Consider the following 22,032-nt stretch of genomic DNA (forward strand, 5'->3'; position numbering starts at 1 on the left):
CTGTGAATGTACTAACTTCCTTTTTAATCATGACATATCAAAGATTAATAACCCACAGCTGTATCGTCGGCTCTAACATCAGCACCACCTTCGTAAGTACCATCTGGTAAAACCAAAATACAGTCCATTCTACCAATCGTATTTTTTTGTGAATCTAACTTATAGCCTCTTTCACGCATTCTAATTAAGGTTTTTTCGGTAAAAGCACCTTCTTCAAAAGTAGTTCTGTCGGGCATCCATTGATGATGAAAACGAAGTGCATCAACAGCCTGTTGCATCGACATTTGATGTTCTGCCACATTTAAAAAAACTTGAAAAACCGAAGTAATAATCGTTGAACCACCCGGAGTACCCAAAACCATCAGCAATTTTCCATCTTTCTCTACAATTGTTGGTGTCATTGAAGAAAGCATTCTTTTATTGGCTGCAATAGCATTCGCCTCATTTCCAATTAATCCATAAACATTTGGCACTCCCGGTTTAATAGAAAAATCATCCATTTCATCATTCATTAAAAAACCTGCTCCGTCCACTACTACTTTACTTCCATACGAACCATTCAAAGTAGTGGTAATTGAAACGGCATTTCCTTCTTTATCTACAAAAGATGAATGCGTCGTTTCTGGACTTTCGTAACCAATAATGTCTCCGCCTTTTACAACCTTACTGTCTGTAGCCTGAGCGAATTGGAAATCTTGCCAACGTTTCTTTAAGTATTCAGCATCTAATAATTCTTTCTGCGGTACTTTCACAAAATCTGGATCGCCCAGCCATTTAGAACGGTCGGCATACACACGACGCTCCGCTTCAATCATTACTTGGGTTGTTGAGTCACTATGCCAACCCCATCTTTTCAAAGGGTAAGGTTCAACAAATTTCAATAATTGTAAAAGAGCAATTCCTCCACTTGATGGCGGTGGCATAGAAATCACTTTTAGGTTTTTATAATTCCCAATTACCGCTTCACGCCAAACCGCATGATAATTATCTAAATCTTTTTGAGTGATAATTCCTCCTCCTCTTTTCATTTCAGCGAGAAGTAATTTAGCCGTTTCACCTTCGTAAAAGCCTTTTCTTCCTTGCTCCTGAATCAGTTTAAGCGTTTTGGCTAAATCTTTTTGAATCAATACTTCACCTTCTTTCCATTTAGCAGTATCGGTTTTCATAAAGTATGTTTTCGTCGGATTAAATTTCAACAAATCCGCTTTAACATTATTCAATCCTCTAGCTTCTCTGGCTGTTAGTTTTACACCATTTTCGGCTAAATCAATCGCTGGTTGCATTACTTGTTTCCAAGAAAGTTTACCAAAACGTTTATGAGCTTGTTCCAAACCATCTACAGAGCCTGGAGTTCCACTAGCTAAATGCCCTAACCAACTTGGCTGACCAGCTTTTATATTTTTATTTTCATCTAAATACATATCTCTGCTGGCATTTTCTGATGCTTTCTCACGATAATCCAAGGTATAACTTTTTCCATTTTTATCACGATAAACCAAGAAACCGCCTCCACCGATATTTCCAGCAGCTGGGTGAACTACAGCCAAAGCAAATTGTGTCGCCACGGCAGCATCAATTGCATTACCACCTTGTTTTAAAATATCAGCACCCACTTGCGAAGCAACAGGATGCGTAGCTGTTATCATTCCGTTTTTCCCATAAACAGAAGCTTTTTTTGCAAAGAATGGCGAGGCATTTGGGTCTTCGTTTGTGAATTGATAAAAACCTTGATTTTCAGCTGGCTTTTGTGAAGTAGTTTGCTGAATATTGGTTTGATTAGTTTTACAAGCAACCAAACTTAAAAGGCTTATTGATAAAGTAAGTAAATGTTTTGAATTCATATTTGTTGATTTTTTATTCTCAATTTACAGAATTAGAGGAATTTAAGCAATTAAAATATAGAAACACGATATGATAAAATCATTTTCTTGCTCAATAATTTCAAAAAAATATAACCCAAAATTTACTGATAGTTGGAGAAAAAATAAATTCAATTGAACATATTAATAAACAAAAACACCTGATAGATTCTAGCCCATCAGGTGTTTTTGTTTGAAATAATATGCAAATGAAGAGACTTCATAATTCAAAACTCATAACTATCATCTTCCTCCCGGAGGGCAATATTGTTTTAAATAATTAGTAAACAAAGTATTTAAGTGCAATCTTGTGCCTTCACCTTCATAAATACCGTGCGAACGGTTTGGATATGCCATGAACTGAAATTGCTTGTTATACTTAATTAATTCATTGACTAATTGTTCCGCATTTTGATAATGAACGTTATCATCTCCTGTTCCGTGGATGTACAATAAATTTCCTTTCAAGTTTTTAGCATAAGTAATCGGCGAGCCATTTATAAAATCTTCACGATTTTCTTGTGGAATACCCATGTATCTTTCTTGATAAATATTATCATACGAAAGTTGATTCGCTACCGCAGCAACGGCAATACCTGTTTGATAAATTTCTGGATATTGGAAAAGTAAATTCAACGTAGTTGAACCTCCACCACTCCAGCCATGAACCGCCACTCTTGTTGGGTCAATATATTTATTTTTCAATAATTCTTTGGCTGCCATCGCTTGGTCACGGATATTGATTTGACCAATTTTACGATAAATCGCTTTTCTCCATTCACGTCCTTTTGGTGAAGGCGTTCCACGTCCATCAATCGAAACATAGATATAACCATCTTTCGCCATATCGCCACTATATAATCCGTTTGAACCTGCCGAATAAGTATCTTTCACCGTTGCCGAAGCTGGTTCTGTATAAACCATAAATACGATTGGATACTTTTTAGTAGAATCAAAATCATAAGGCTTTACCATCCAAGCATCTACTGTGATGTTATCTTCCGTTTTGATTTTCAGGAATTCTACTTTGTTTTTTCTTGGTTTTTGTTTTGCAATTTTCGCATTTACACTTTCCGATTCATTGAAAGGTTTATGGTCTGGCAAAGAAATCATTTCACTTACTGGACTCACCACTGAACTTGTAAAACGATGTTGTGCAAACTTCCCTGTAGGCGAAACATTATAACTATGCGTTCCAGCTTGGTTCAAAGGTGATACTCTTTCAGCTTTACCTTTTCCGTCTAAAGTAGTTTTGTATAAATACTGTTGCGTAGCATTTTCTGGCGAAGCCGTGAAGTAAATAATATTCGATGTTTCATCAAAAGCTAATAGATTAATCACATCATAGTCGCCTACGGTAATCAACTTTTCTTTGCCATCTTTTCCAACAATGTATAAATGATTCCAACCATCTTTTTCTGATTGCCAGATAAAATCTTTACCATTTTTCAACCAATCCCAACCTACAGATTCTCCTCCACGATTATTTACATTTACCCAAGCTTTGTCAGATTCACTATAAAACGTTTTTGCTTCTCCTGTTTTGATATTGCAAAGCATCAATTTTGTTTCGTTTTGCTTTCTCGGTAATTGTTGAATAATGATTTCAGATGAATTACCAGCCCATTCCATTTTTGGAATATAGTTATTAGTCGATTCGCCCGGTACTTTCATCCAAATTGTTTTGGCTGTTGCAATATCAACTACTCCTACTTTACAAGCGGAAGGCTTCTCTCCTACTTTTGGATATTCTACAGGAATGATTTGCGAATAAGTAGAATCTGTAGTATTCAACATAAAATAATCACGAATGGTATTGGCATCAATCTGCCAATAAGCAACTGATTTACTATCTGGACTCCAACGAAAACCGTCTCTGCAATCAAACTCTTCTTCATAAACCCAGTCGAAAGTACCGTTGATTAACTTCGTAGTTCCGTCTTTGGTCAAAGCTTTGATTTTATTGGTAGCAAGGTCTTCTACATAAATATTATGTTTTGAAACATAAGCTACTTTTGAACCATCTGGCGAGAATTTCGCAAACATCATTGATGATTCTGGCATTGTTTTACCTAATTGTTTCAATTCTTTGGTGGCTAAATTAAGCACCCAATAATCGCCACGAGTATCTTGTCGCCATACTCTTTTGCTGTTGGTGTAAATCAATACTTTTTTAGCATCTTCAGAAAAAGCATAACTTCTGATAGCTAAAGCTTTTGTTTGTCCTTTTGGAATCAATAAATCAGCAGTAACAATCGTAGTTTTTTGTAAAGAGGGAAGACTTACTCTTGAGATTTGGCTACCTTCTAACTGAGTGTAAGAAGTGCCATCAGTATCCCAATTAATGCCTTGTGCGAACAATCCTGCGGGAATAAGTATCAGGATTAGCAATAGTTTAGTGAAGTGTTTTTTGTTCATGATTTATAATTGATGAATGAAAGACGAAAATAAGAAAAACATTTTGCTTATGATGAGAATTGTTGAATCATTTTATATGGTGTGTTTTTAATCTCATTATTTATACTTTTAAAGTACTATGGTTTAGATTTATCTTCAAAACGGAAGTTGTAGCGGTAAACCCTTGCGGTTACCGCACTCAAAACGGCAACCGCAAGGGTTTGCCGCTACAAAAATATTAACTTAAGAAATTTGAACACTATTAAATCCTTCATAAACCTAATTCATAATTCATGACTCCTATCTAAAACCCTGTATTCATTGGGTTGTAAATCTCCTAAAGTAATATTTCCAATTCTGATTCGGATAAGTTCCAATACTTCATAATGCAATTGATAACACATCCTTCGGATTTGTCGATTCAAGCCTTGTACCAAAATAATCTTAAAGGTAAAATCATTGATTTTTTCAACCTGACAAGGCAAAGTAGTTTTACCCATGATTTTAATTCCGCCAGACATTCGGGCAATAAACTCTTCATCAATTACTTTATCGACCGTCACCAAATATTCTTTTTCGGTTTGATGTTCTTTGCGGAGGGTTTTATCAAAAAGGCGACCGTCATTAGTCAATAATAGCAATCCTTCTGATTCTTTGTCCAATCTGCCCACAGGGAAAATATCTTCAAAAGGTAAAATGGCTTTTAAGTTATCTGGAATATTGGTATTGAGCGTTGTTTCGATGCCACGAGCTTTGTAGAAAGCCAAATAAATCATCTTTTTACCTTCTTTAATGATTGAATGGTTGTAGATTACTTCATCTTCCATTTCAATAATGATATTCTCATTAACCAGCACACTATTGACCATAATCGTTTCTGATTGAATCAGCGATAGAGCCATTTTATTAGAAATTTGAAGACGTTTAACGAGAAGATACTGAAGACGATTTCTGAAAGTCATTGGGTTGACAGAAGATTTTTAGATGCAAGATACAAGTATTTCAAAGAATGAATTAACGAGAAATTGATTTTTTCATTCTTGAAAAATATTTTAGGTACTCAAAAATTATATTTTTCTTGTTTACGCAGATATTTTTCTGACAAGCAATAAATATTTTCTTATAAACGAAATAATTTTTCTGACAAGAAAAAATCTAACATTAGTTTACGAAAATGTTTTGCTGATAAGAAATGAAATTTTTCCAACAAGAAAAATTTTAAAAATAGTTTACAAAAATATTTTGCTGATAAGAAATAAACTTTTTCTCATCAGAAATGAAATTTTTCTAACAAGAAAAATTTTAAAAATAGTTTACGAAAATGTTTTGCTGATAAGAAATAAACTTTTTCTCATCAGAAATAAAATTTTTCTAACAAGAAAAATTTTAAAAATAGTTTACGAAAATATTTTGCTGATAAGAAATAAACTTTTTCTTGTTTACGAATATACATCTCCGAACAAAGGCTTTTTTAAGCCAATAATTAAATTGTAAAACATTATTTTACCGTATAATAAATAAATTAGATAATTTACTGAATTGTAGATAGTTGACTTGCTTTTAAATTATTTTTTTTATTAAATTCAAATATTAGAACAAGTACTACGCTCACTCACACCTTGTTTTAATATCTCTGTAGTAAGTCAATAGTTTAACACATAAAACCCCTCTATCACCATGTCCATAGTAAAAATCATCATTAGTTTCACAAAATTAAGAGATGACGATTTAGACACTAAAAGTCTTGTCATCCTCAACAGCTTGACGGGAAATGCCAATTTCTCTAATCCTCAACCTTCTTTAGCAGATATTGCAGCAAGCAGAGATGCTTATATCAATGCACTTTCAGCTAATGAAACAGGTGGCAAACAACAAACCTTAGTTAAAAACGAAGCCCGTAAGAATTTAGAAGCAAAACTAAGGTTATTAGGACTGTATGTGCAGGCAAACTGCAATAATAATGAAGTCATTGCCCAAGGTTCGGGTTTTGATATTCAGAAAAGTAGAACACCTACTGGTATTTTAGAAAGACCTACCAATTTTAAGGTAGAGAATGGTCCAGCATCTGGAACATTGGTTGCTAGTTCAGATAAAGTAGATGGTGCAAAAACATACGTTTATCAAATAACGACAGCACCAGTAAGTGATAACAGCATTTGGCAAACGGAATATGCCAGCACCAAAACACACATGTTTGTTGGGCTAACTCCGGGAACACAATATGCTGTAAAAATGGCAGGTATCGGTGTCGAACCCATGTTGATATATTCAGATATACTCATGAGGTTTGTTTCATAGCAAAGCAGAGATATTAAAGCAGTAGTACCAGCCCAAGCAAAAGTTTGGGCTGTGGTGTTTTTAGGGGGAGGTGAAAAATATAAGTACATGATAAAATTAAAATGTTAAAGATAGTAATTATGGCAAGAATCTTGCTTATTTTTGAAAATGATTGAGCCTAGTAAAACTCTTAATTATTACATCCACAATTGAACAAGTAAATAAATATAAAGTATGGCAGAAGATACATTTTTTAATGGTCAGACTAAAGTTGACACCCCTAACGACAAAATAACGTATCATGTTTACGGTTTTCGTTCAGCACAACATTCAAATGCAAGACCTGATTCTATTGAAGGTTTCTTGAACAATGTTTATGAAAGATTTTTAAATGAGCAGAAACTAGATGAACAAGGGCTTAGAGATAGAATTTCAAAGTTAAAGGCTGAAGTTTTGCAAGAAAAAACAAAAAAAAATGACACCAATGCTGAAATAGCATCACACAAAAGACTTAAAGATGATAAGGAACAAGAGATAGAAGAATTGGATTTAGAGAAAATTGATATCAGAAATGGAGATATTGAAACTGGTGACACCATTCCTTTTGTGATAGGTTCATTTATAACACTGCTACTAACACTATATCTATTTGTTTTTTATTCTTCTTCGGGTTACTCTGCTTTTTATGGTATCAAAAAGGGAAGTTTAGGATTTATTAACCCAAATGTATTTATAGATGCAAAAAATAAAGGAGGTGGAGTTGTTGCCTTAATAATGTTATTTCCTGTGATTTTTTTAGGATTAGGCTTTCTAATTCATGATTCAATAGAAACTAACAAAAAACTATCAAATCAAAATAAGCCTAGAAAATTTACCTTAATAACATTACTCCTATTGATTACTCTTATTGCAGATATTTTCATTGGCTATAAAATTTCACAAGGTGTTCATGTTAATGAATTTAATGCTGGTCTGACGAATGAACCATGGAATTTCCAAATGGTATTAACTGATATTAATTTTTACCTTATACTAGTGCTTGGATTTGTTGTTTATGTTATCTGGGGTTTATTACTGAATTATGTTTTTAGTCATCCTTATTTACAGCCTGAAAATGAGAAAATTAAATTAATGCTTGAAAATATTAATAACAAAATATCTGATAAACGTAAAGAACTTTCTGATATAATCAACAAAATTCATAAATTAGAAAGTGAGATTATAACTTCTGAAAGTAAAATTCAAGAAAAAGAAAATGATATAATAGGTTATGAAAACGGAGTCATCCCATTAAATATAGAATCATTGAAAGGCTCACTTGGTGAGTTCATGGGAGGTTGGCAAGCATTTACAAATAATAACTTTTCTAAAGCAGACTCGGATGCACTAATTGGTGAAACCATCAAAGTACAAGATAATTGGCTTAATCTTAAAATAAAAAACCTAAACTCAGATAAATAGATAAACATGGATAATTTTAAAAAGACAAAAAAAAAGGATAAAAAACCATTATTCCTACTTTTTGGATTATTTGTATTTTTTACAATTTTTATAATTGTCTTGATAATACCTTCTTCCCAAACTAATGCTATTGAAGAATTAAAAATATGCTCAAACAAAAAAGAAGTTGAAGCTATTTGGTATAAATACAAGACTGACTTGTATCAAGATGAAGAATTTATACTAGAAACTAGAACAAAACTTGTGAGCTTTAATCTGTCTGATGAAGAAATTAATGAATGTAGAAGTTGGCTACCACCAGCGCCCGAAAGTATAAATGTAATTATAGTTCCTGATTTATCAAGAAGGATTATTGATGATATAAATAACCCAAACCAAATAGAAAATGATATTTCTATACTAAGAACTATATGGAAATCTTTCGTAGATTTTTCTAAATTAAAACAAGATAGTAAGGATAAATTAATTGTCGAAGTTACAGATATTGACCAAGCAAAAGGTCAATTTGGAATTGTTGCAGATAAATTGCAATATGACTTATCTAATCATAAAGGACAAAGTAATAGATTGTTTTTTTCTCCTGAAAAAGACAAGCAGTTTGAAGGTAACATTCAAGAAATGTACAAATTAGCAAAAGACAAACCCCTTGGAGCTGACTATAGATTTTACTTACGTAGATACCTTGCGAGCCATTTAAAAAAATCTACTCTATTTGATAATTTTAAAAATAAAGTAATAATTATTACTGATGGTTATTTAGAACCCGAAACGAATCCTGCTGATACTAAAATTTATGGTTATCAAGAAATTCTCTACCCATCTGTATTAGCTGGGAATACTTTAGAAATTATTACATCAAATGGTTTGAATATTCCTAAAGTTAATATAGATTTAGCTAATACTGAGGTTTTAGTATGTGAAGTCAATGAAAGAAAAGAGGGGAAAGGATATGATTTTGAGATTTTAAAAACTTATTGGGATGATTGGTTCAAAAGAATGAATGTAAAAAAAATCACTTTTATCCAAAGAGAGCAATCAAATCTATTAACTGCAAAAAGAGTAAAGGATTTTATTATTGAATAGTTAACAAGCATAATCAAAAGAAATATCAAAACAGTATCAGTAGTACCAGCCCAAGCAAAAGTTTGGGCTGTGGTGTTTTTAGGGAGATTGGTTTACAGATTAGTTTTGACAACTTTCAAAAAAGTTGTCAAAACTTTAATTTAACATTCAGTGAATTAATATAATGTTAATTGCACAAAATTAAATGTTAATAAATTTGTATTGTACTATTACAAGAATTAATATTGTATAAAGAAACTAAACCTAAAACCTATGATAATAAAAACTACACAAAACTAAGCTTCTTATTGCAAGCAATATCGGGATAGATAAAGCCTTGCCACAATTTTATTTTTCAATCAAAAACTTAACTTATCGTACATGAAAAAAAAGCTTCTAACGCTTTTGCTGACGGTCTATGCACTTTCAGTAAACCATACCTTTGCCCAAGAAAATACTACAAAACAAGCCCGATTTGATACAGCTCCTGAACCAGAAAGACGAAAGTGGGAGGTGGCATTAGATGTATTTAATTTTATTGGCACTTTCAATGGCTCGAATGTTAATGGAGTTGTTGATAATCAAGGCTATCTTATCATTAGGAGATACAGCATGAATAAAGTTAAAAAATCTGCTATTGAGTGTAAATTGGGAATTGCTAATTCAAACCTCAATTTTATTGATACCGACAACAATGAATTTAATAGTGTAAAAAATAATTACAATATAGGATTTGGATATGAATTTCAAAAGCAACAAGGTAGATTCATGCTATTTTATGGACCACGAGTAAGATCTCTTTTTACAATAGACTCATCTACTCCAAAATTGATAAACATCACATCATCAAATGGTGGAACCTATAATGTTCGCAATAGTAATGGTATGTTGATTTCTGGTGGTGTATTTCTTGGAGGACGCTTTTTTTTCAACTCACATCTCTCTATTTCTCTATCTTCAAATTTGGAAATTTTTTATGATAAATCAACTTATAATACCAAAGTTTTAAACTCACTATCAAACAATTTAGTACAAGAGGCTAATTCAAGTAGAGGTGATGTACAAATAAATGGAGGCTTCTCTATGGTTCAAATTGGTTATCATTTTTAAAAAAAATAATTATGAAAACATTAACAACTCAACCGCTAATAGCAATTGTCTTTAGCTTTTTTCTTTCTTTTTCAGGAATTTCACAAAGCACTCCTCCCCCTTCGGTGATAATTTCTAGTACAGATGGTTTTACTTTACTTGAACCTACACCAAAATCGTATTCATACAAAGGCGAGTTAGCAAATATTCCAAGTGGTGCTGAGAACATTTCTTGGGAATGGATAATAACAAATGGTACAATAACAAGTGGACCTACTTCCCAGAACAGTACAGCAGAATGGCAAAATAATGCTGATAATATATTTTCAAAAAGTATAAAAGTAATTTTTCGTTATACCTCACAAGGTGATAATTTTACCCTCTCAGACACCAAAAACATAACGGTGAAGCATATTGGAACAGTAGGTTATTTGGTTATAAATGGAACCACTGTTGCTAATACAGGACAATTATCAAACTTACCTTGTGCAGTCAGTACGTTTACAGTTTCTTGTCAAATTCCAGCAACATACCCAACATCATCAATAAAGTATTATTGGGCTTTACCATCTGGCTGGACTATTGCAGGTGGAGTTACTACAACTTATACCAACAGTGCAACAATCACAACCAATCAAGCAGGAGGTGGGATATTGTCAGTAATCGCATCAAGAACTGATGGTAAAACAACCCAAAAAGCAACAGTAAACATCACCCGTCCGCAATTCTCATTACCAACAATTAGTAATTATGGTACAACTCAAGGCGTTTGGGGTTCGGGTGTTACTGATAGAATTATATGTGGCAGTACAACCATTGAGGTCACAGGAGGAAATGGTACAAGCTATAATTGGGTAACCACAGGTGGCGTATCGGCAAGTAGTACAACATCATCTGCCAGTGTATCAGCTACAAGCGATGGAACCATTAAAATATATCCAGTTTCAACATGTGGGCAAGGTACTGCTTATGCTATAGTTGATTTAAAATATGGAGCACCTAGTACACCTTCATTTTTAGCTGATGGCGATGGAAATAGCTTTGTCAATATGTGTGCGGGTAATAGTAAGTATTTAGTAGTCAATTCTGATAGAGCAAACTCATATAACTTTCAGCTACTTAATGGAAGTGCTAGTTTACTTTGGTATGGTAGCAACTCTGCCAGTATTACCAGCTATAATACAGGAGTATTTAGAGTAGAAGCAGGTGCTACAAATTGTAGTGGTTATGGTAGTAACACTAAATATATCAATGTTATTAATTGTTCAAGTGGATATAGAATTGGACCCAATCCAGCTACTAGCACATTATCAATAAACTACGATAATGAAACTCCAACAGAATTGATGCCAGATAATATCAAACTTTTAGATATAAAAATGAAGGAATATTATTCTGTTGATGTTAAAAATAAAATAAAAAGTAAAGATATGTCAGGTACTATAATTGACATTGATGTAAACAAAATACCTCGTGGTGAATATTATTTACATATAACCAATAAAAATCATCCTGATAAAGAAAAAAGGATGGAGAAAGTAAGAGTAATATTGCAATAAGAATAAAATGGGGATTTGTATGTATTATATACTTATCCCCATCTTTTCGAAGTCATTTTGTAGAGAAGAAATAAACATTTTAACCTCTGAAAAGTTTTACTCATCACCTTCGCTATTCCAAATCATTCTTGACTTAAAACTATAAAAATGCAGACAGAGTCTGAAAGTGTAAGTACTTCTATAGATTCGACTTCGTTGGAATTATCATCATATCCGTTAAAACAGCAAAAGACAAAAAGAAAACCTTTTCATGAATTTAATTTAGTTAGAAAAGCAATGTAAATTTGATTTTCTATTAAATCTGTTAAACCATGAAAAACAATGCTTAAAAAACACAATCTTTTACTATTAATATTCTTATTGATAGCCCCCTTTATGTTGTTCGCTCAAAATGTAACGAACAATAATGCAGTAATTCCCCGAATGCGTGTAATTGTTGATAATGATTTCAGTGGCGACCCTGACGGACTCTTCCAGCTTGCACATCTTTTACTCTCTCCTTCTGTAGAAATAAGAGGAATTATTGGTTCGCATTTAAGTGTTGGCGATGGGTTCGATCCTTCAAAAACACAAGCAGACAATGCGGCAAATAAAGCGAAAGAATTATTACAAGTAATGGCTGTTAAAAACAATATTCCTGTTTTTGCAGGTTCAAATACTGCCATGCTGAATGATAGTACGCCTGTAAAAGATGAAGCTGTGAATTTTATTATTCAAGAAGCGTTACGGACTGATACCAAATTGCCTTTATATGTACTTTGTGGAGCAGGTTTAACTGAAATTGCTTCGGCAGTTTTAACGAACCCACAAATTGCGAATAAATTAACATTAGTATGGATTGGCGGTCCAGAATATAACGATTTAGCGTTACCTCCTCCCAATTTTTCTGACCCTGAATATAACCTTAAAATAGATATTTCAGCTGGTGCAGTTGTTTTCAACAAATCAAATCTTCCTATCTGGCAAATACCAAGAAATGCTTATCGTCAATGCTTGATTTCATATAATCAGTTACTGACCAAAGTAAAATCAAAAGGAAAAACAGGAAACTATTTGGTTACAATTTTAGAGAATTTAATGAAGAGAATCCAACCATACTATAATATCGGCGAAACCTATGTATTGGGTGATAGTCCTTTAGTATTATTAACTGCTCTTCAATCATCTTTTGAAGCTGACCCATCATCTAGTAAGTATGTAATTAAATTAGCCCCAAAAATCAACAAGCAGGGAGCTTATGAGTATAATCATAAAGGCAGAAATATTAGGGTTTACAATCATTTAGATACTTACTTAATGTTTGAAGACTTTTTCGCCAAATTAGAATTAGCAAATCAATAATCATTTCTTTAACGAATAAAGCAATTTTCAGCATCCTATTAATATAAAAAATGCCCAGCTGAAATCATTCAACTGGGCATTTTTATATTAATCATTAAACTAGATTATGGGTTTGGAGCACAATCTTTGTTTACGTTAATTTCCGATTGCGGAATTGGCCAAATATAAGCCGGCGAAGTTACTGGAATTGGAGCAATATTCGCTTTAGCAGGAAGTGGCAAATTATTACGTTGCAAATCAATTGAACGGAAACCTTCACCTAAGAATTCGATTCTTCTTTCTGTCAAAATTGCACTAACTAAAGCAGATCCTGAAGCAAAATCAGCAGCAGTATAAGCTGTAGTTGAACGACCTCTAACAGCATTCAATAAAGCTAATGCCGAAGCATCAACACTTGCACCTGCTAATCTAGCTTTTGCTTCAGCAAGGTTAAGCAATACTTCAGCATAACGTAATACTGGGACAAAATCTTTATGAACAGGTCCTGTAGGGAATTTAGTTAAACGGAAACGACCACCATCACTTGCAAAATCATTTCTTACAAAGTTAGTACGTCTTGCATCAGTAGCACTGAAAGCTGTATTTCCTAAAATACCAGCAGGATTCAATGAGAAGTCACCAATACCAATTAATGGTAAATAATAACTAGCTAAACCATTTTGAGTGCCCGGTAAGTCATTATCACCCATTGGAAATGAGAAGATAGATTCAACCGTTGTATATGGTGCTGCAAAAACCGAAGCAACTGATGTTTGTAAAGCATTCGCTACACCAGTACCTGCTTTAAATGGAGCAGTAGCTGATACGATTTTGTTAGCTTCAGTAACTACATCAGCCCATCTACCCATTGTAGTATAAGCACGTACTTTCATAGCAATTGCACTATTCTTGTGTGCACGAGTAGTGTTCAATGCAGCCGACGCATAAGTAGCAGGAAGGTTTTGCTCAGCATAAGTTAAATCAGAAATGATTTGAGTATATACTTCAGCAACTGTACTTCTCTTCAAATTATTATTACCGCTACCAACTTCGCCAGTCAAACGCAAAGGTACACCTAAACTTGCGCCAGCATCTTTTGTGAACGGCTGTGCATAAGTATTTACAAGAGCATAATAAATCAAAGCTCTCAAAAATCTAGCTTCAGCCTTGTATTGTGTTGCCAATGTAGCATCAATAACACCAGCGTTTTTATCTAAACCTTCAGCAAACAAATTAGAACGGTTAATTGCTAAATATGCAGCATTCCACATATTTGTTGGCTCATTTGAAGAAGAGTTATTCGTATGGTTCCAAGTTTGTAAAGCAGTAACACCATTTGATGTTACGTTCAAAAACTCTTCCCCACGAACATCGTTATAGATATAATAACGACCACCATAAAGTTGTCCAGATTTAGCACTTGAATACAAACCATTCACTTGAGCTAATACACGGTCAGGAGTTGAAAATGCTTGTAAATCAGATAAAGCTGTAATCGGCGTTGGTTCAAGCAAACTCTTTTCATCACAAGCCAAAATTGTTGTTAGCATCATGATAGAAGCCATCGATATTTTGATAGTCTTCCCTGCGTTTTTAAAAGTAATATTTATATTTTTTTTCATCTTAAAATCAATTTTAAAATTAGAAACTAACTGATAGACCAACTGTGTAAGTACGTGCTTGAGGCGTAGAGTTACGGTCAACACCAGGAGCAATGTTCGAGTTACGGTTTGTTGAAATTTCAGGGTCAGCACCAGAATATCCAGTAATAATGAAAGCATTTTGAACTTGAGCATATAATCTAGCACTTGAGATTTTAGCTTTTTCTAATAACCCTTTCTTGAAAGTATATCCCATTGAGATATTACGCATACGGATAAAATCACCTTTTTCTACGTTTTCAGAAATTGGAGTAGATGAACCATTAGAGATGTTATCACCAAATACTAAACGAGGTACACTAGTAATATCACCTTCTTTTTGCCAACGAGTCAAGATTTCTGTGTGGTTGTTCCAAGCACGTTGGTCACGAAGACCCGCTTTTGTACCATTGTAAATGTAGTTACCACCTGAGAATTGTAAGAAAACTCCTAAATCAAATGATTTGTATTTGAAAGTATTGTCTAAACCTCCGAAGAAAGTTGGGAATGCTGTTCCCCAAACTTTACGGTCAGAACCAGTAATAGCAGGAGCAGTACCACTACCATCTACATAAGTCCATTTTCCTGGATGAGAATATTGTACTTCTTTACCAGCAGCATTTACAAAAATACGTTGTCCATTTACTGGATTCACACCTCTTGTTTCTACTACGAAAATACTACCTACTGGATAACCAACACGAACGATGTTTGAACTTTCTAAACCACCTGTTGAAGCAATGATATCAGCATTGTTGTTTGCTAAAGCAAGAACTTCATTAGAGTTAGTTGAGATATTGAAGTTAGCATTCCAAGTAAATCCTTTCTTTTCTAATACTAAAGCATTCAAAGTAAATTCCCAACCTTTATTAATCATTGAACCAACGTTAGTGTTGATAGAGTTGTTAGGTACACCACGAGAAGGAGCTTGTGGCTCAGCCAAAACTAAATCAGAAATATCGTTTTTGTAATAGTTAATTTCCCCAGAAATTCTGTCGTCAAATAAACCATAGCTTAAACCGATGTCCAACTTAGTACTTTGTTCCCATCTCAAGTTTGGATTTCCTGCTTGCGCAAATACCCATGTTGGAGTAGAACCATATAAACCAGAACCAAATAAACTTAATGAAGCGAAATCACTTACACCAGTATTACCAACACGGCCCCAGCTAGTACGTAATTTTAATTCGTTTACTGTATTTGCTAATGAAGATTCTTTCCAGAATGATTCTTCAGATAAACGCCATCCTAAAGATGCACCAGGGAAGTTACCCCATTTATTACCAGTAGCATAAGCAGAATAACCATCACGACGTAATGTGAAAGAGGCAATATATTTCTTGTCATAATCATAGTTCAAACGACCGAAATATGATAATAAACCATTTTGTGTTTGATAGTTACTACCAACAGTATTGTTTACAAAACTACCTTGGAAACTAGTAAAGAATGGATCTGACACATTGTTTCTTGAAGCACCCCAACGGTTGATTGTAAATTTCTGAGCTTCAGTACCTACAACAACTGTAACGTTATTTTTCGCTACGTTGAAATCGTAAGTCAAGTAGTTTTGGAAGTTCCATTGTTTGATGTTTGTGTAAGCATTAGTTGCAATACCGTTACTACCACCACCTTCACCATGAACAGGGTTACTAAAGCTGATATCTTCAACTTGAGTGTTATCCATACCATAAGAAGTTCTGAATACCAAGCCTTTATATAACTTAACATCAGCAAAAACATTCGCAATTAAGTGAGCATTTTCAGAAGTAAATTTACTTAAATCCAAATCTGGAAGTGGGTTATAATATCCCCCAGGACCTACTAAGTTTTTACCTAAGCCCATGTTATTACCTGCTTTGTTGATGTTGTATGAACCATCAGCATTGTATGGAGCAATATTTGGTGCTAAAACTAATGGCAAACGACCCAAACCACCTGTTGAGAAAGCACCAGTCGTACCAGTGTTTGGCGATTGATTAAAGCTGTTTGCATAAGTAATGTTAGATCCAATTGTGATAAAATCATTTAATCTATGAGAAACGTTCATACGTCCTGTCATACGACTAAACGTATTTTTCTTAATCATACCATCTTGGTCTGTGTAACCTACTGAGAATGAGTATTTAGTATCTTTATTACCACCATTCAAGCTTAAGTTATGGCTTTGAGAAACTCCTGTTTGGTAAACATAGTCATACCAGTTAGTGTTTACTAAACTACCATCTGCATTATAAGAAGGAAAAAATTGATCAGCTAAGCCTGCATTTCTTGAAGCTTCGTTTTTGATGTCCATGAATTGTTGAGCATCTAACATTTTGAACTTTCTGAAAGCCTGAGTAGAACCCACCCAAGTATCATAAGTTAATTTAGCTCTACCTTCTTTTCCTTTTTTGGTTGTAATCAACATTACACCAGCAGCAGCTCTTGAACCGTAAATAGCAGTAGCAGAAGCATCTTTCAAAATCTCAACTGACTCAATATCAGACGGATTAATATCACCAAGTGGGTTATTAACTGTATAACCTCCTGCTGATACATCACCTGAGTTGATTGGCATTCCATCAATAACAATTAAAGGAGATGAGCTTTGGTTGATTGAAGATGTACCACGCACACGGATGATTGGAGCATTATTCAATACACCGTTTGGAGTAGTAATGTTCACACCTGATACACGACCTTGTAAACCTTGGTCAAATGATTGAACTGGTTGAGAAGCAATGTCTTTTCCAGAAACAGAAGTTACAGCACCAGTAATCACTTTTTTACTTTGAGTACCATATCCTACAACAACAACTTCATTCAATTCAGAAATGTCTTGATCTAATTGAACATTAATTGTGCTGGAGTTACCTACTTTTACTGAAGTAGCCTTGAAGCCTACAAAAGTAAAAACCAATGTTTCACTTGGTGAAGCGTTGATTGTGAACACGCCGTTCGCATTTGTAGTGGTTCCACGAGTTGAACCCTTAACAGATACGCTTACTCCTGGTAGCTCGGAGCCATTCTCAGACGTTGTAACTTTTCCTGTAATCTTACTCTGAGCAAAAAGTATGCTCACACTGAAGACCAACAGCATGGTAAGTAGAAGTCTCTTCTTCATGCAATAAAGGGGTTAATTTGTTGATGGTTATTACTTATACGTTACTGAATATTAACAAATGGTTAACAAAATCAGTATGTGAAAATATGTATTAACTATTGTTAAAGCAATAGTTTTTTTGACATATAAGCATAAAAATAAAATAAATACAACAAAAAGAAAAATAAATACTACTATTTCACATTTTTCAACAATTCTCCACAACAATCATCTTTAGTAAAAAAACAATATCACAGAAGATTTATCCAGAAAACCACTAAATCAACCGTTCATTATATGGTCATTATTACTTATAGCCAAATATTATTTCATACACCAACTTGGGTGGTAAAGTAGTTATACGTAATTATTACGCTTCAAAATCATCAAATAAATTGTATTGTTTAATATTCTGAGTACTTTCTCTATCTTTTTTAATTTTAAAAAGGCAAAACCCAATAAATACAAAAGCCACTGCAATTTCTCACAGTGGCTTTTGTATTTATTATTTTATTGAGATTAATTGCTTGGTTTAGCAATCTCAACATTTACTCTTTTTCCTTTGATAGAAGCACCTTCCATACGGTTCAGTACAGTAGTTGCATATTCTTTCGGAACGTCAACAAATGAATATTTATCAAAAATATTGATTTGCCCTAAAGTATTTCCAGGAATTCCTGACTCTCCAGCGAAAGCACCCACAATATTGGCAGGAGAAATCTTCTCATCAAAACCAATGTTTACAAACATTCTTACCATGTTGGCATCCTGACGGTATGGTTTACCAGCTTTGTCGGTACGAGGTCCACGGTCTTCAAAAGAACGAGGTTGACGGTCATTTGAACGACCACCTGAACGGTCATCACGTGAATTACCACGATCAAAACGGCTACCACCTTCTCTGTTTCCAAAACGATTTCCAGACTCACGTCCTCCATCACGACCACCACGACCAGCATCTCTACTTCCAAAACGATCACTTCCACGATCATTTCTACGTGCGTTGCGTTCTGCTTCTCCGTCTAAGTTTTCGTCAGCGAATTCGTTTTTAGCAACACCCATATTCATTTTCACTAAAGCAGCAATAATTTGCTCAGCACTAAATCCTGAATGTTCTAAAGAAGCATAAACATCACCGAACAATTCTAAATCACCTGCTTGGATAGTATTTTGAAGACGTTCAATAAACATTCCTTTTTTAACTCCTACTACATCAGAGAATGAAGGAATAACACCTTTGTCAATTTTAACTTTAGTGTAATTCATGATGTCACGTAAACGGTTGCGTTCTGAACCTACTACTAAAGTAAATGCTTTACCAGATTTACCAGCACGACCCGTTCTACCGATACGGTGTACATAATATTCTTCATCTAATGGAATATCGTAGTTAAATACTGCATCTACATCACTAACGTCAATACCACGTGCTGCAACGTCAGTAGCAACTAAAATATTTACAACACCTGAGCGGAATTTAGCCATTACATTTGTACGTTGTGCTTGACGTAAATCTCCATGAAGACCTTCAGCTGCATAACCACGTAATACTAATTCTTCCACTACTTCATCAACTTTTTTCTTCTGGTTACAGAAAACTAAAGCTAATTTAACACTATGTAAATCTATCAAACGAGTCATTACTTCTAATTTCGCTTTTCCTTTTACATCAAAGTATAATTGTTCGATGTTAGCATTAGTAATTTCGTTTTTCACTACTTTTACTAATTTAGGATTATTCTGATAACGAGTTGTCAATGCCATAATAGGCTTAGACATCGTTGCAGAGAAGAAAACTGTTTGACGGTCTTCGTTAGTTTCTTGTAAGATACTTTCGATATCTTCACGGAAGCCCATGTCTAGCATTTCATCTGCTTCGTCAAGAACTGCCATTTTAACATTTTCAAGTTTCAAAGCACGTCTTTCGATTAAATCGATAACACGTCCTGGCGTACCAACAACGATGTTTGCACCTGCTTTTAAAGACTTGATTTGACGTTCAATTGAATCACCACCGAATACAGTAGTTACCCAAACGCCTTTTTTGTATTTTGATAATTTTTTGATTTCTTCAGTCACTTGTACAGCCAACTCACGTGTTGGGCAAAGTACTAAACCTTGTACGTATTTATCGAAAGCGATAACTTTGTCAATCATCGGAATACCAAATGCTGCAGTTTTACCTGTACCAGTTTGCGCTTGTCCGATTACGTCACGACCTTCTAATAAATAAGGAATTGCTTCTGATTGGATTGGTGAAGCAGTTTCGAACCCCATGTCCTTTACTGCATTTTTGATGTCTTCCGACACGGAAAGTTCATCGAATCTTAATCTTGTAATTTCACTCATGATTTTTCTAAAACGATTTCAAAGACGCAAACAAACCTAAAGAAATAGCTTTGGAAAACCGATTTCTTAATATATGTTGCTTTCAAAGATTTCGTTGCCTTTGTTTGTATAGCCTACCAAACGACATGAAGAAGATTGAGGGCATCGACCTGATGCTCCACTCGTTCCTGAGACTAAATTTGTAATTGATTTGAAATAATTGCTTTAATGATGCCTGAACATCCGTTAAAGCTCTGGGAGACCGACTTAGAACTGTTAAAAAGTTCCTGAGAAGAATAGTTTCGTATCCAACGAAACGTACACAGAGACGTGCGGATGTTTTTTGTACTAATTTTCCACAAAGGTACGCCAATCTTTTTTATTAGCAAGTGTTTCTTGCATTTTTTTTAGAAAATAAAAAAACTACTTCCCCTTATTTAGCATAAATATGGGCTATCTTGCATTAAAAGCCCTTTTGTAAAAAACAAATAAATTGTAAATACCCAAGTTTTCACTACAAAAACTTGATAGCCATATTCTCATTTCAAAAATTATTACAGAACCAAATAGATTTTCAAGAAATAAGTGAAAACTTTAACCAATATTTCACAAGACCTAAGCGTTTAATTAAAAATAACATTTTGTATTATTTCATGAAAAAAACAATCTTATTAACTGCTATCGGCTATCTTTTTTGTACTTATGCAGGATTCTCCCAAGTATTTTCTGATTCAGTATTTGTCAATATCCAAGGCTCACTTGGTAAACTACAAAGTGAAAATGAAAATTTGAAAAGTCGTTTAGAAATGCAAAGTCGTTCTTTAACTGATATTTCAAAGAATCAATCTATAAGTGACAAAACAAAATGGGAAAAAATTAGGACAAACTTGGTAAAAAGTGCTGAGGTTTATAAAATTTTGAGTGATGATATTATTGATTTGAAATCTCAGGTAATCAATCAAGACTATCAAGGTTATATCAAGAAATTGAGTTCGGTAGAAAAAGGCCCACTTGGTTTTTCTTTTGAGGAAGTAATTATGAAGACGGCTCAAAACAAAGCGATTTTCAGCAAAAAAGAGAAAAATGAACGTTTTATGACAGTCCTAAAAAGCTTGAAAGATAGCCCAATAGTAGGTTTAATTCCTTATGCTTCTCAAGCTGTCAATCTTTCTACAGCAGCAGTAAATGTGGCTTATGCGGCTGGAGTACAAGACAAAAAAGTAAATTTTGACAAAATCCGTGAATTTGAAAAGGAACTTCAACGCTACACTGGTTTTTATAATGCTTTAGATAAAGCCAATTTAACCAATGCAAATGCAAGTTCACAAACGGTTACTTTGCTAGAAGCACTACAATTAGATTTGCTTGAAAAATTCAAAAAAGATGTTCAGAAAATTGGGTATAATCCAAGAGATATAAGAAACGATGAATCTTTGGATGATTACTTCAATTATATGGTGAATGAGTTTTCTACTGATTATGTAAAGAAAAGAATTAGCGATATTGAAAGTAAGTACACTCAAAAAGATGGCAAAGTTAATTTAACGGATATGTTACAAACAGAGTTAGATATTCGTCATGTAAACAACAATTTAGACTATTTACAGGCACTTTGTAATCGCTTTATTGGTATTCATGACCAATATTTTGATTTAGAAAACCGCTATTTCGATTTAGTAAAGCAGTCAATCAATGTTGCTAAAAGCAATAATATAATTGAAGCTGTAGGTGAACGTTCAGCCCAAATGGTTTACGATGATTTGATTAAAGAATTAGGAGCTAAAAAGAAAAAGAAGGATTCAGCCATTAAGTCAAGTATCAACATTAAAGAGTTAAAAGATAAAATTGACGCTGTAGATATTTATAAAATACTTTAGTGTTAAAATCTTAATCAATAAAATACCTCTTTCTGAAAAGAAGGAGGTATTTTTATGTTTAAATCTCTTCAATTATTC

Annotated in this window: 14 protein-coding genes; 8 read left to right on the forward strand and 6 right to left on the reverse strand. The window is 33.8% G+C overall.

The features are described from left to right. Positions 1–44: 44 nt before the first annotated feature. The 3 genes from ggt to VB776_RS22300 form a co-directional block, all read right to left on the reverse strand. On the reverse strand, positions 45–1,841 hold the full coding sequence (gene ggt, locus VB776_RS22290) for a gamma-glutamyltransferase (RefSeq protein WP_323699083.1): 1,797 nt from the start codon (positions 1,839–1,841) through the stop codon (positions 45–47). 261 nt (positions 1,842–2,102) lie between these two features. Then, positions 2,103–4,277: a S9 family peptidase gene (locus VB776_RS22295; RefSeq protein WP_323699084.1), complete on the reverse strand. Its 2,175-nt coding sequence runs from the start codon at positions 4,275–4,277 to the stop codon at positions 2,103–2,105. 263 nt (positions 4,278–4,540) lie between these two features. Continuing rightward, on the reverse strand, positions 4,541–5,158 hold the full coding sequence (locus VB776_RS22300; RefSeq protein ID WP_323699085.1) for a pseudouridine synthase: 618 nt from the start codon (positions 5,156–5,158) through the stop codon (positions 4,541–4,543). Between the two features lie 775 nt (positions 5,159–5,933). On the opposite strand from VB776_RS22300, the gene VB776_RS22305 reads away from it, so the two are divergent. The 7 genes from VB776_RS22305 (at position 5,934) to VB776_RS22335 (ending at position 13,045) form a co-directional block, all read left to right on the forward strand. Continuing rightward, positions 5,934–6,554, forward strand: coding sequence for a fibronectin type III domain-containing protein (locus VB776_RS22305; RefSeq protein ID WP_323699086.1), 621 nt, complete (start codon positions 5,934–5,936; stop codon positions 6,552–6,554). A gap of 213 nt (positions 6,555–6,767) precedes the next feature. Continuing rightward, positions 6,768–7,994: a hypothetical protein gene (locus VB776_RS22310; protein WP_323699087.1), complete on the forward strand. Its 1,227-nt coding sequence runs from the start codon at positions 6,768–6,770 to the stop codon at positions 7,992–7,994. A gap of 6 nt (positions 7,995–8,000) precedes the next feature. Next, positions 8,001–9,077 (forward strand): hypothetical protein, encoded by a 1,077-nt coding sequence (locus VB776_RS22315; RefSeq protein WP_323699088.1) that lies wholly within the window; start codon positions 8,001–8,003, stop codon positions 9,075–9,077. Between the two features lie 360 nt (positions 9,078–9,437). After that, positions 9,438–10,166 (forward strand): hypothetical protein, encoded by a 729-nt coding sequence (locus VB776_RS22320; protein WP_323699089.1) that lies wholly within the window; start codon positions 9,438–9,440, stop codon positions 10,164–10,166. A gap of 11 nt (positions 10,167–10,177) precedes the next feature. Beyond that, positions 10,178–11,704 carry a hypothetical protein gene (locus VB776_RS22325; RefSeq protein ID WP_323699090.1) on the forward strand — a complete coding sequence of 509 codons (1,527 nt, stop codon included), beginning with the start codon at positions 10,178–10,180 and terminating at the stop codon, positions 11,702–11,704. A 147-nt stretch (positions 11,705–11,851) separates the two neighbouring features. Next, on the forward strand, positions 11,852–11,986 hold the full coding sequence (locus tag VB776_RS22330; protein WP_323699091.1) for a hypothetical protein: 135 nt from the start codon (positions 11,852–11,854) through the stop codon (positions 11,984–11,986). Between the two features lie 39 nt (positions 11,987–12,025). After that, entirely contained in the window at positions 12,026–13,045 is a 1,020-nt protein-coding gene (locus VB776_RS22335; RefSeq protein ID WP_323699092.1) for a nucleoside hydrolase, read from the forward strand. A gap of 104 nt (positions 13,046–13,149) precedes the next feature. On the opposite strand, the gene VB776_RS22340 is transcribed toward VB776_RS22335, so the two are convergent. From VB776_RS22340 to VB776_RS22350, 3 genes are all read right to left on the reverse strand, one after another. Next, the gene (locus VB776_RS22340; protein WP_323699093.1) at positions 13,150–14,646 is read right to left on the reverse strand and encodes a RagB/SusD family nutrient uptake outer membrane protein; all 1,497 of its coding nucleotides are present in this window, start codon (positions 14,644–14,646) and stop codon (positions 13,150–13,152) included. Between the two features lie 19 nt (positions 14,647–14,665). Continuing rightward, the gene (locus VB776_RS22345; protein ID WP_323699094.1) at positions 14,666–17,770 is read right to left on the reverse strand and encodes a SusC/RagA family TonB-linked outer membrane protein; all 3,105 of its coding nucleotides are present in this window, start codon (positions 17,768–17,770) and stop codon (positions 14,666–14,668) included. 498 nt (positions 17,771–18,268) lie between these two features. Continuing rightward, entirely contained in the window at positions 18,269–20,098 is a 1,830-nt protein-coding gene (locus VB776_RS22350; protein WP_323699095.1) for a DEAD/DEAH box helicase, read from the reverse strand. 632 nt (positions 20,099–20,730) lie between these two features. On the opposite strand from VB776_RS22350, the gene VB776_RS22355 reads away from it, so the two are divergent. Continuing rightward, entirely contained in the window at positions 20,731–21,954 is a 1,224-nt protein-coding gene (locus VB776_RS22355) for a hypothetical protein (protein ID WP_323699096.1), read from the forward strand. Positions 21,955–22,032: the final 78 nt, after the last annotated feature.

Origin of the sequence: Arcicella gelida (assembly GCF_034931025.1) — a bacterium.
Taxonomy (GTDB): Bacteria; Bacteroidota; Bacteroidia; order Cytophagales; family Spirosomataceae; genus Arcicella; species Arcicella gelida.

What these genes read in the sequence shown, in the direction of transcription:
- ggt (WP_323699083.1), bottom strand. Translation starts at nt 1,841, where the DNA reads ATGAATTCAAAACATTTACTTACTTTATCAATAAGCCTTTTAAGTTTG.
- VB776_RS22320 (WP_323699089.1), top strand. Translation starts at nt 9,438, where the DNA reads ATGAAAAAAAAGCTTCTAACGCTTTTGCTGACGGTCTATGCACTTTCA.
- VB776_RS22350 (WP_323699095.1), bottom strand. Translation starts at nt 20,098, where the DNA reads ATGAGTGAAATTACAAGATTAAGATTCGATGAACTTTCCGTGTCGGAA.
- VB776_RS22300 (WP_323699085.1), bottom strand. Translation starts at nt 5,158, where the DNA reads ATGGCTCTATCGCTGATTCAATCAGAAACGATTATGGTCAATAGTGTG.
- VB776_RS22340 (WP_323699093.1), bottom strand. Translation starts at nt 14,646, where the DNA reads ATGAAAAAAAATATAAATATTACTTTTAAAAACGCAGGGAAGACTATC.
- VB776_RS22330 (WP_323699091.1), top strand. Translation starts at nt 11,852, where the DNA reads ATGCAGACAGAGTCTGAAAGTGTAAGTACTTCTATAGATTCGACTTCG.
- VB776_RS22325 (WP_323699090.1), top strand. Translation starts at nt 10,178, where the DNA reads ATGAAAACATTAACAACTCAACCGCTAATAGCAATTGTCTTTAGCTTT.
- VB776_RS22355 (WP_323699096.1), top strand. Translation starts at nt 20,731, where the DNA reads ATGAAAAAAACAATCTTATTAACTGCTATCGGCTATCTTTTTTGTACT.
- VB776_RS22295 (WP_323699084.1), bottom strand. Translation starts at nt 4,277, where the DNA reads ATGAACAAAAAACACTTCACTAAACTATTGCTAATCCTGATACTTATT.
- VB776_RS22310 (WP_323699087.1), top strand. Translation starts at nt 6,768, where the DNA reads ATGGCAGAAGATACATTTTTTAATGGTCAGACTAAAGTTGACACCCCT.
- VB776_RS22335 (WP_323699092.1), top strand. Translation starts at nt 12,026, where the DNA reads ATGCTTAAAAAACACAATCTTTTACTATTAATATTCTTATTGATAGCC.
- VB776_RS22305 (WP_323699086.1), top strand. Translation starts at nt 5,934, where the DNA reads ATGTCCATAGTAAAAATCATCATTAGTTTCACAAAATTAAGAGATGAC.
- VB776_RS22345 (WP_323699094.1), bottom strand. Translation starts at nt 17,770, where the DNA reads ATGAAGAAGAGACTTCTACTTACCATGCTGTTGGTCTTCAGTGTGAGC.
- VB776_RS22315 (WP_323699088.1), top strand. Translation starts at nt 8,001, where the DNA reads ATGGATAATTTTAAAAAGACAAAAAAAAAGGATAAAAAACCATTATTC.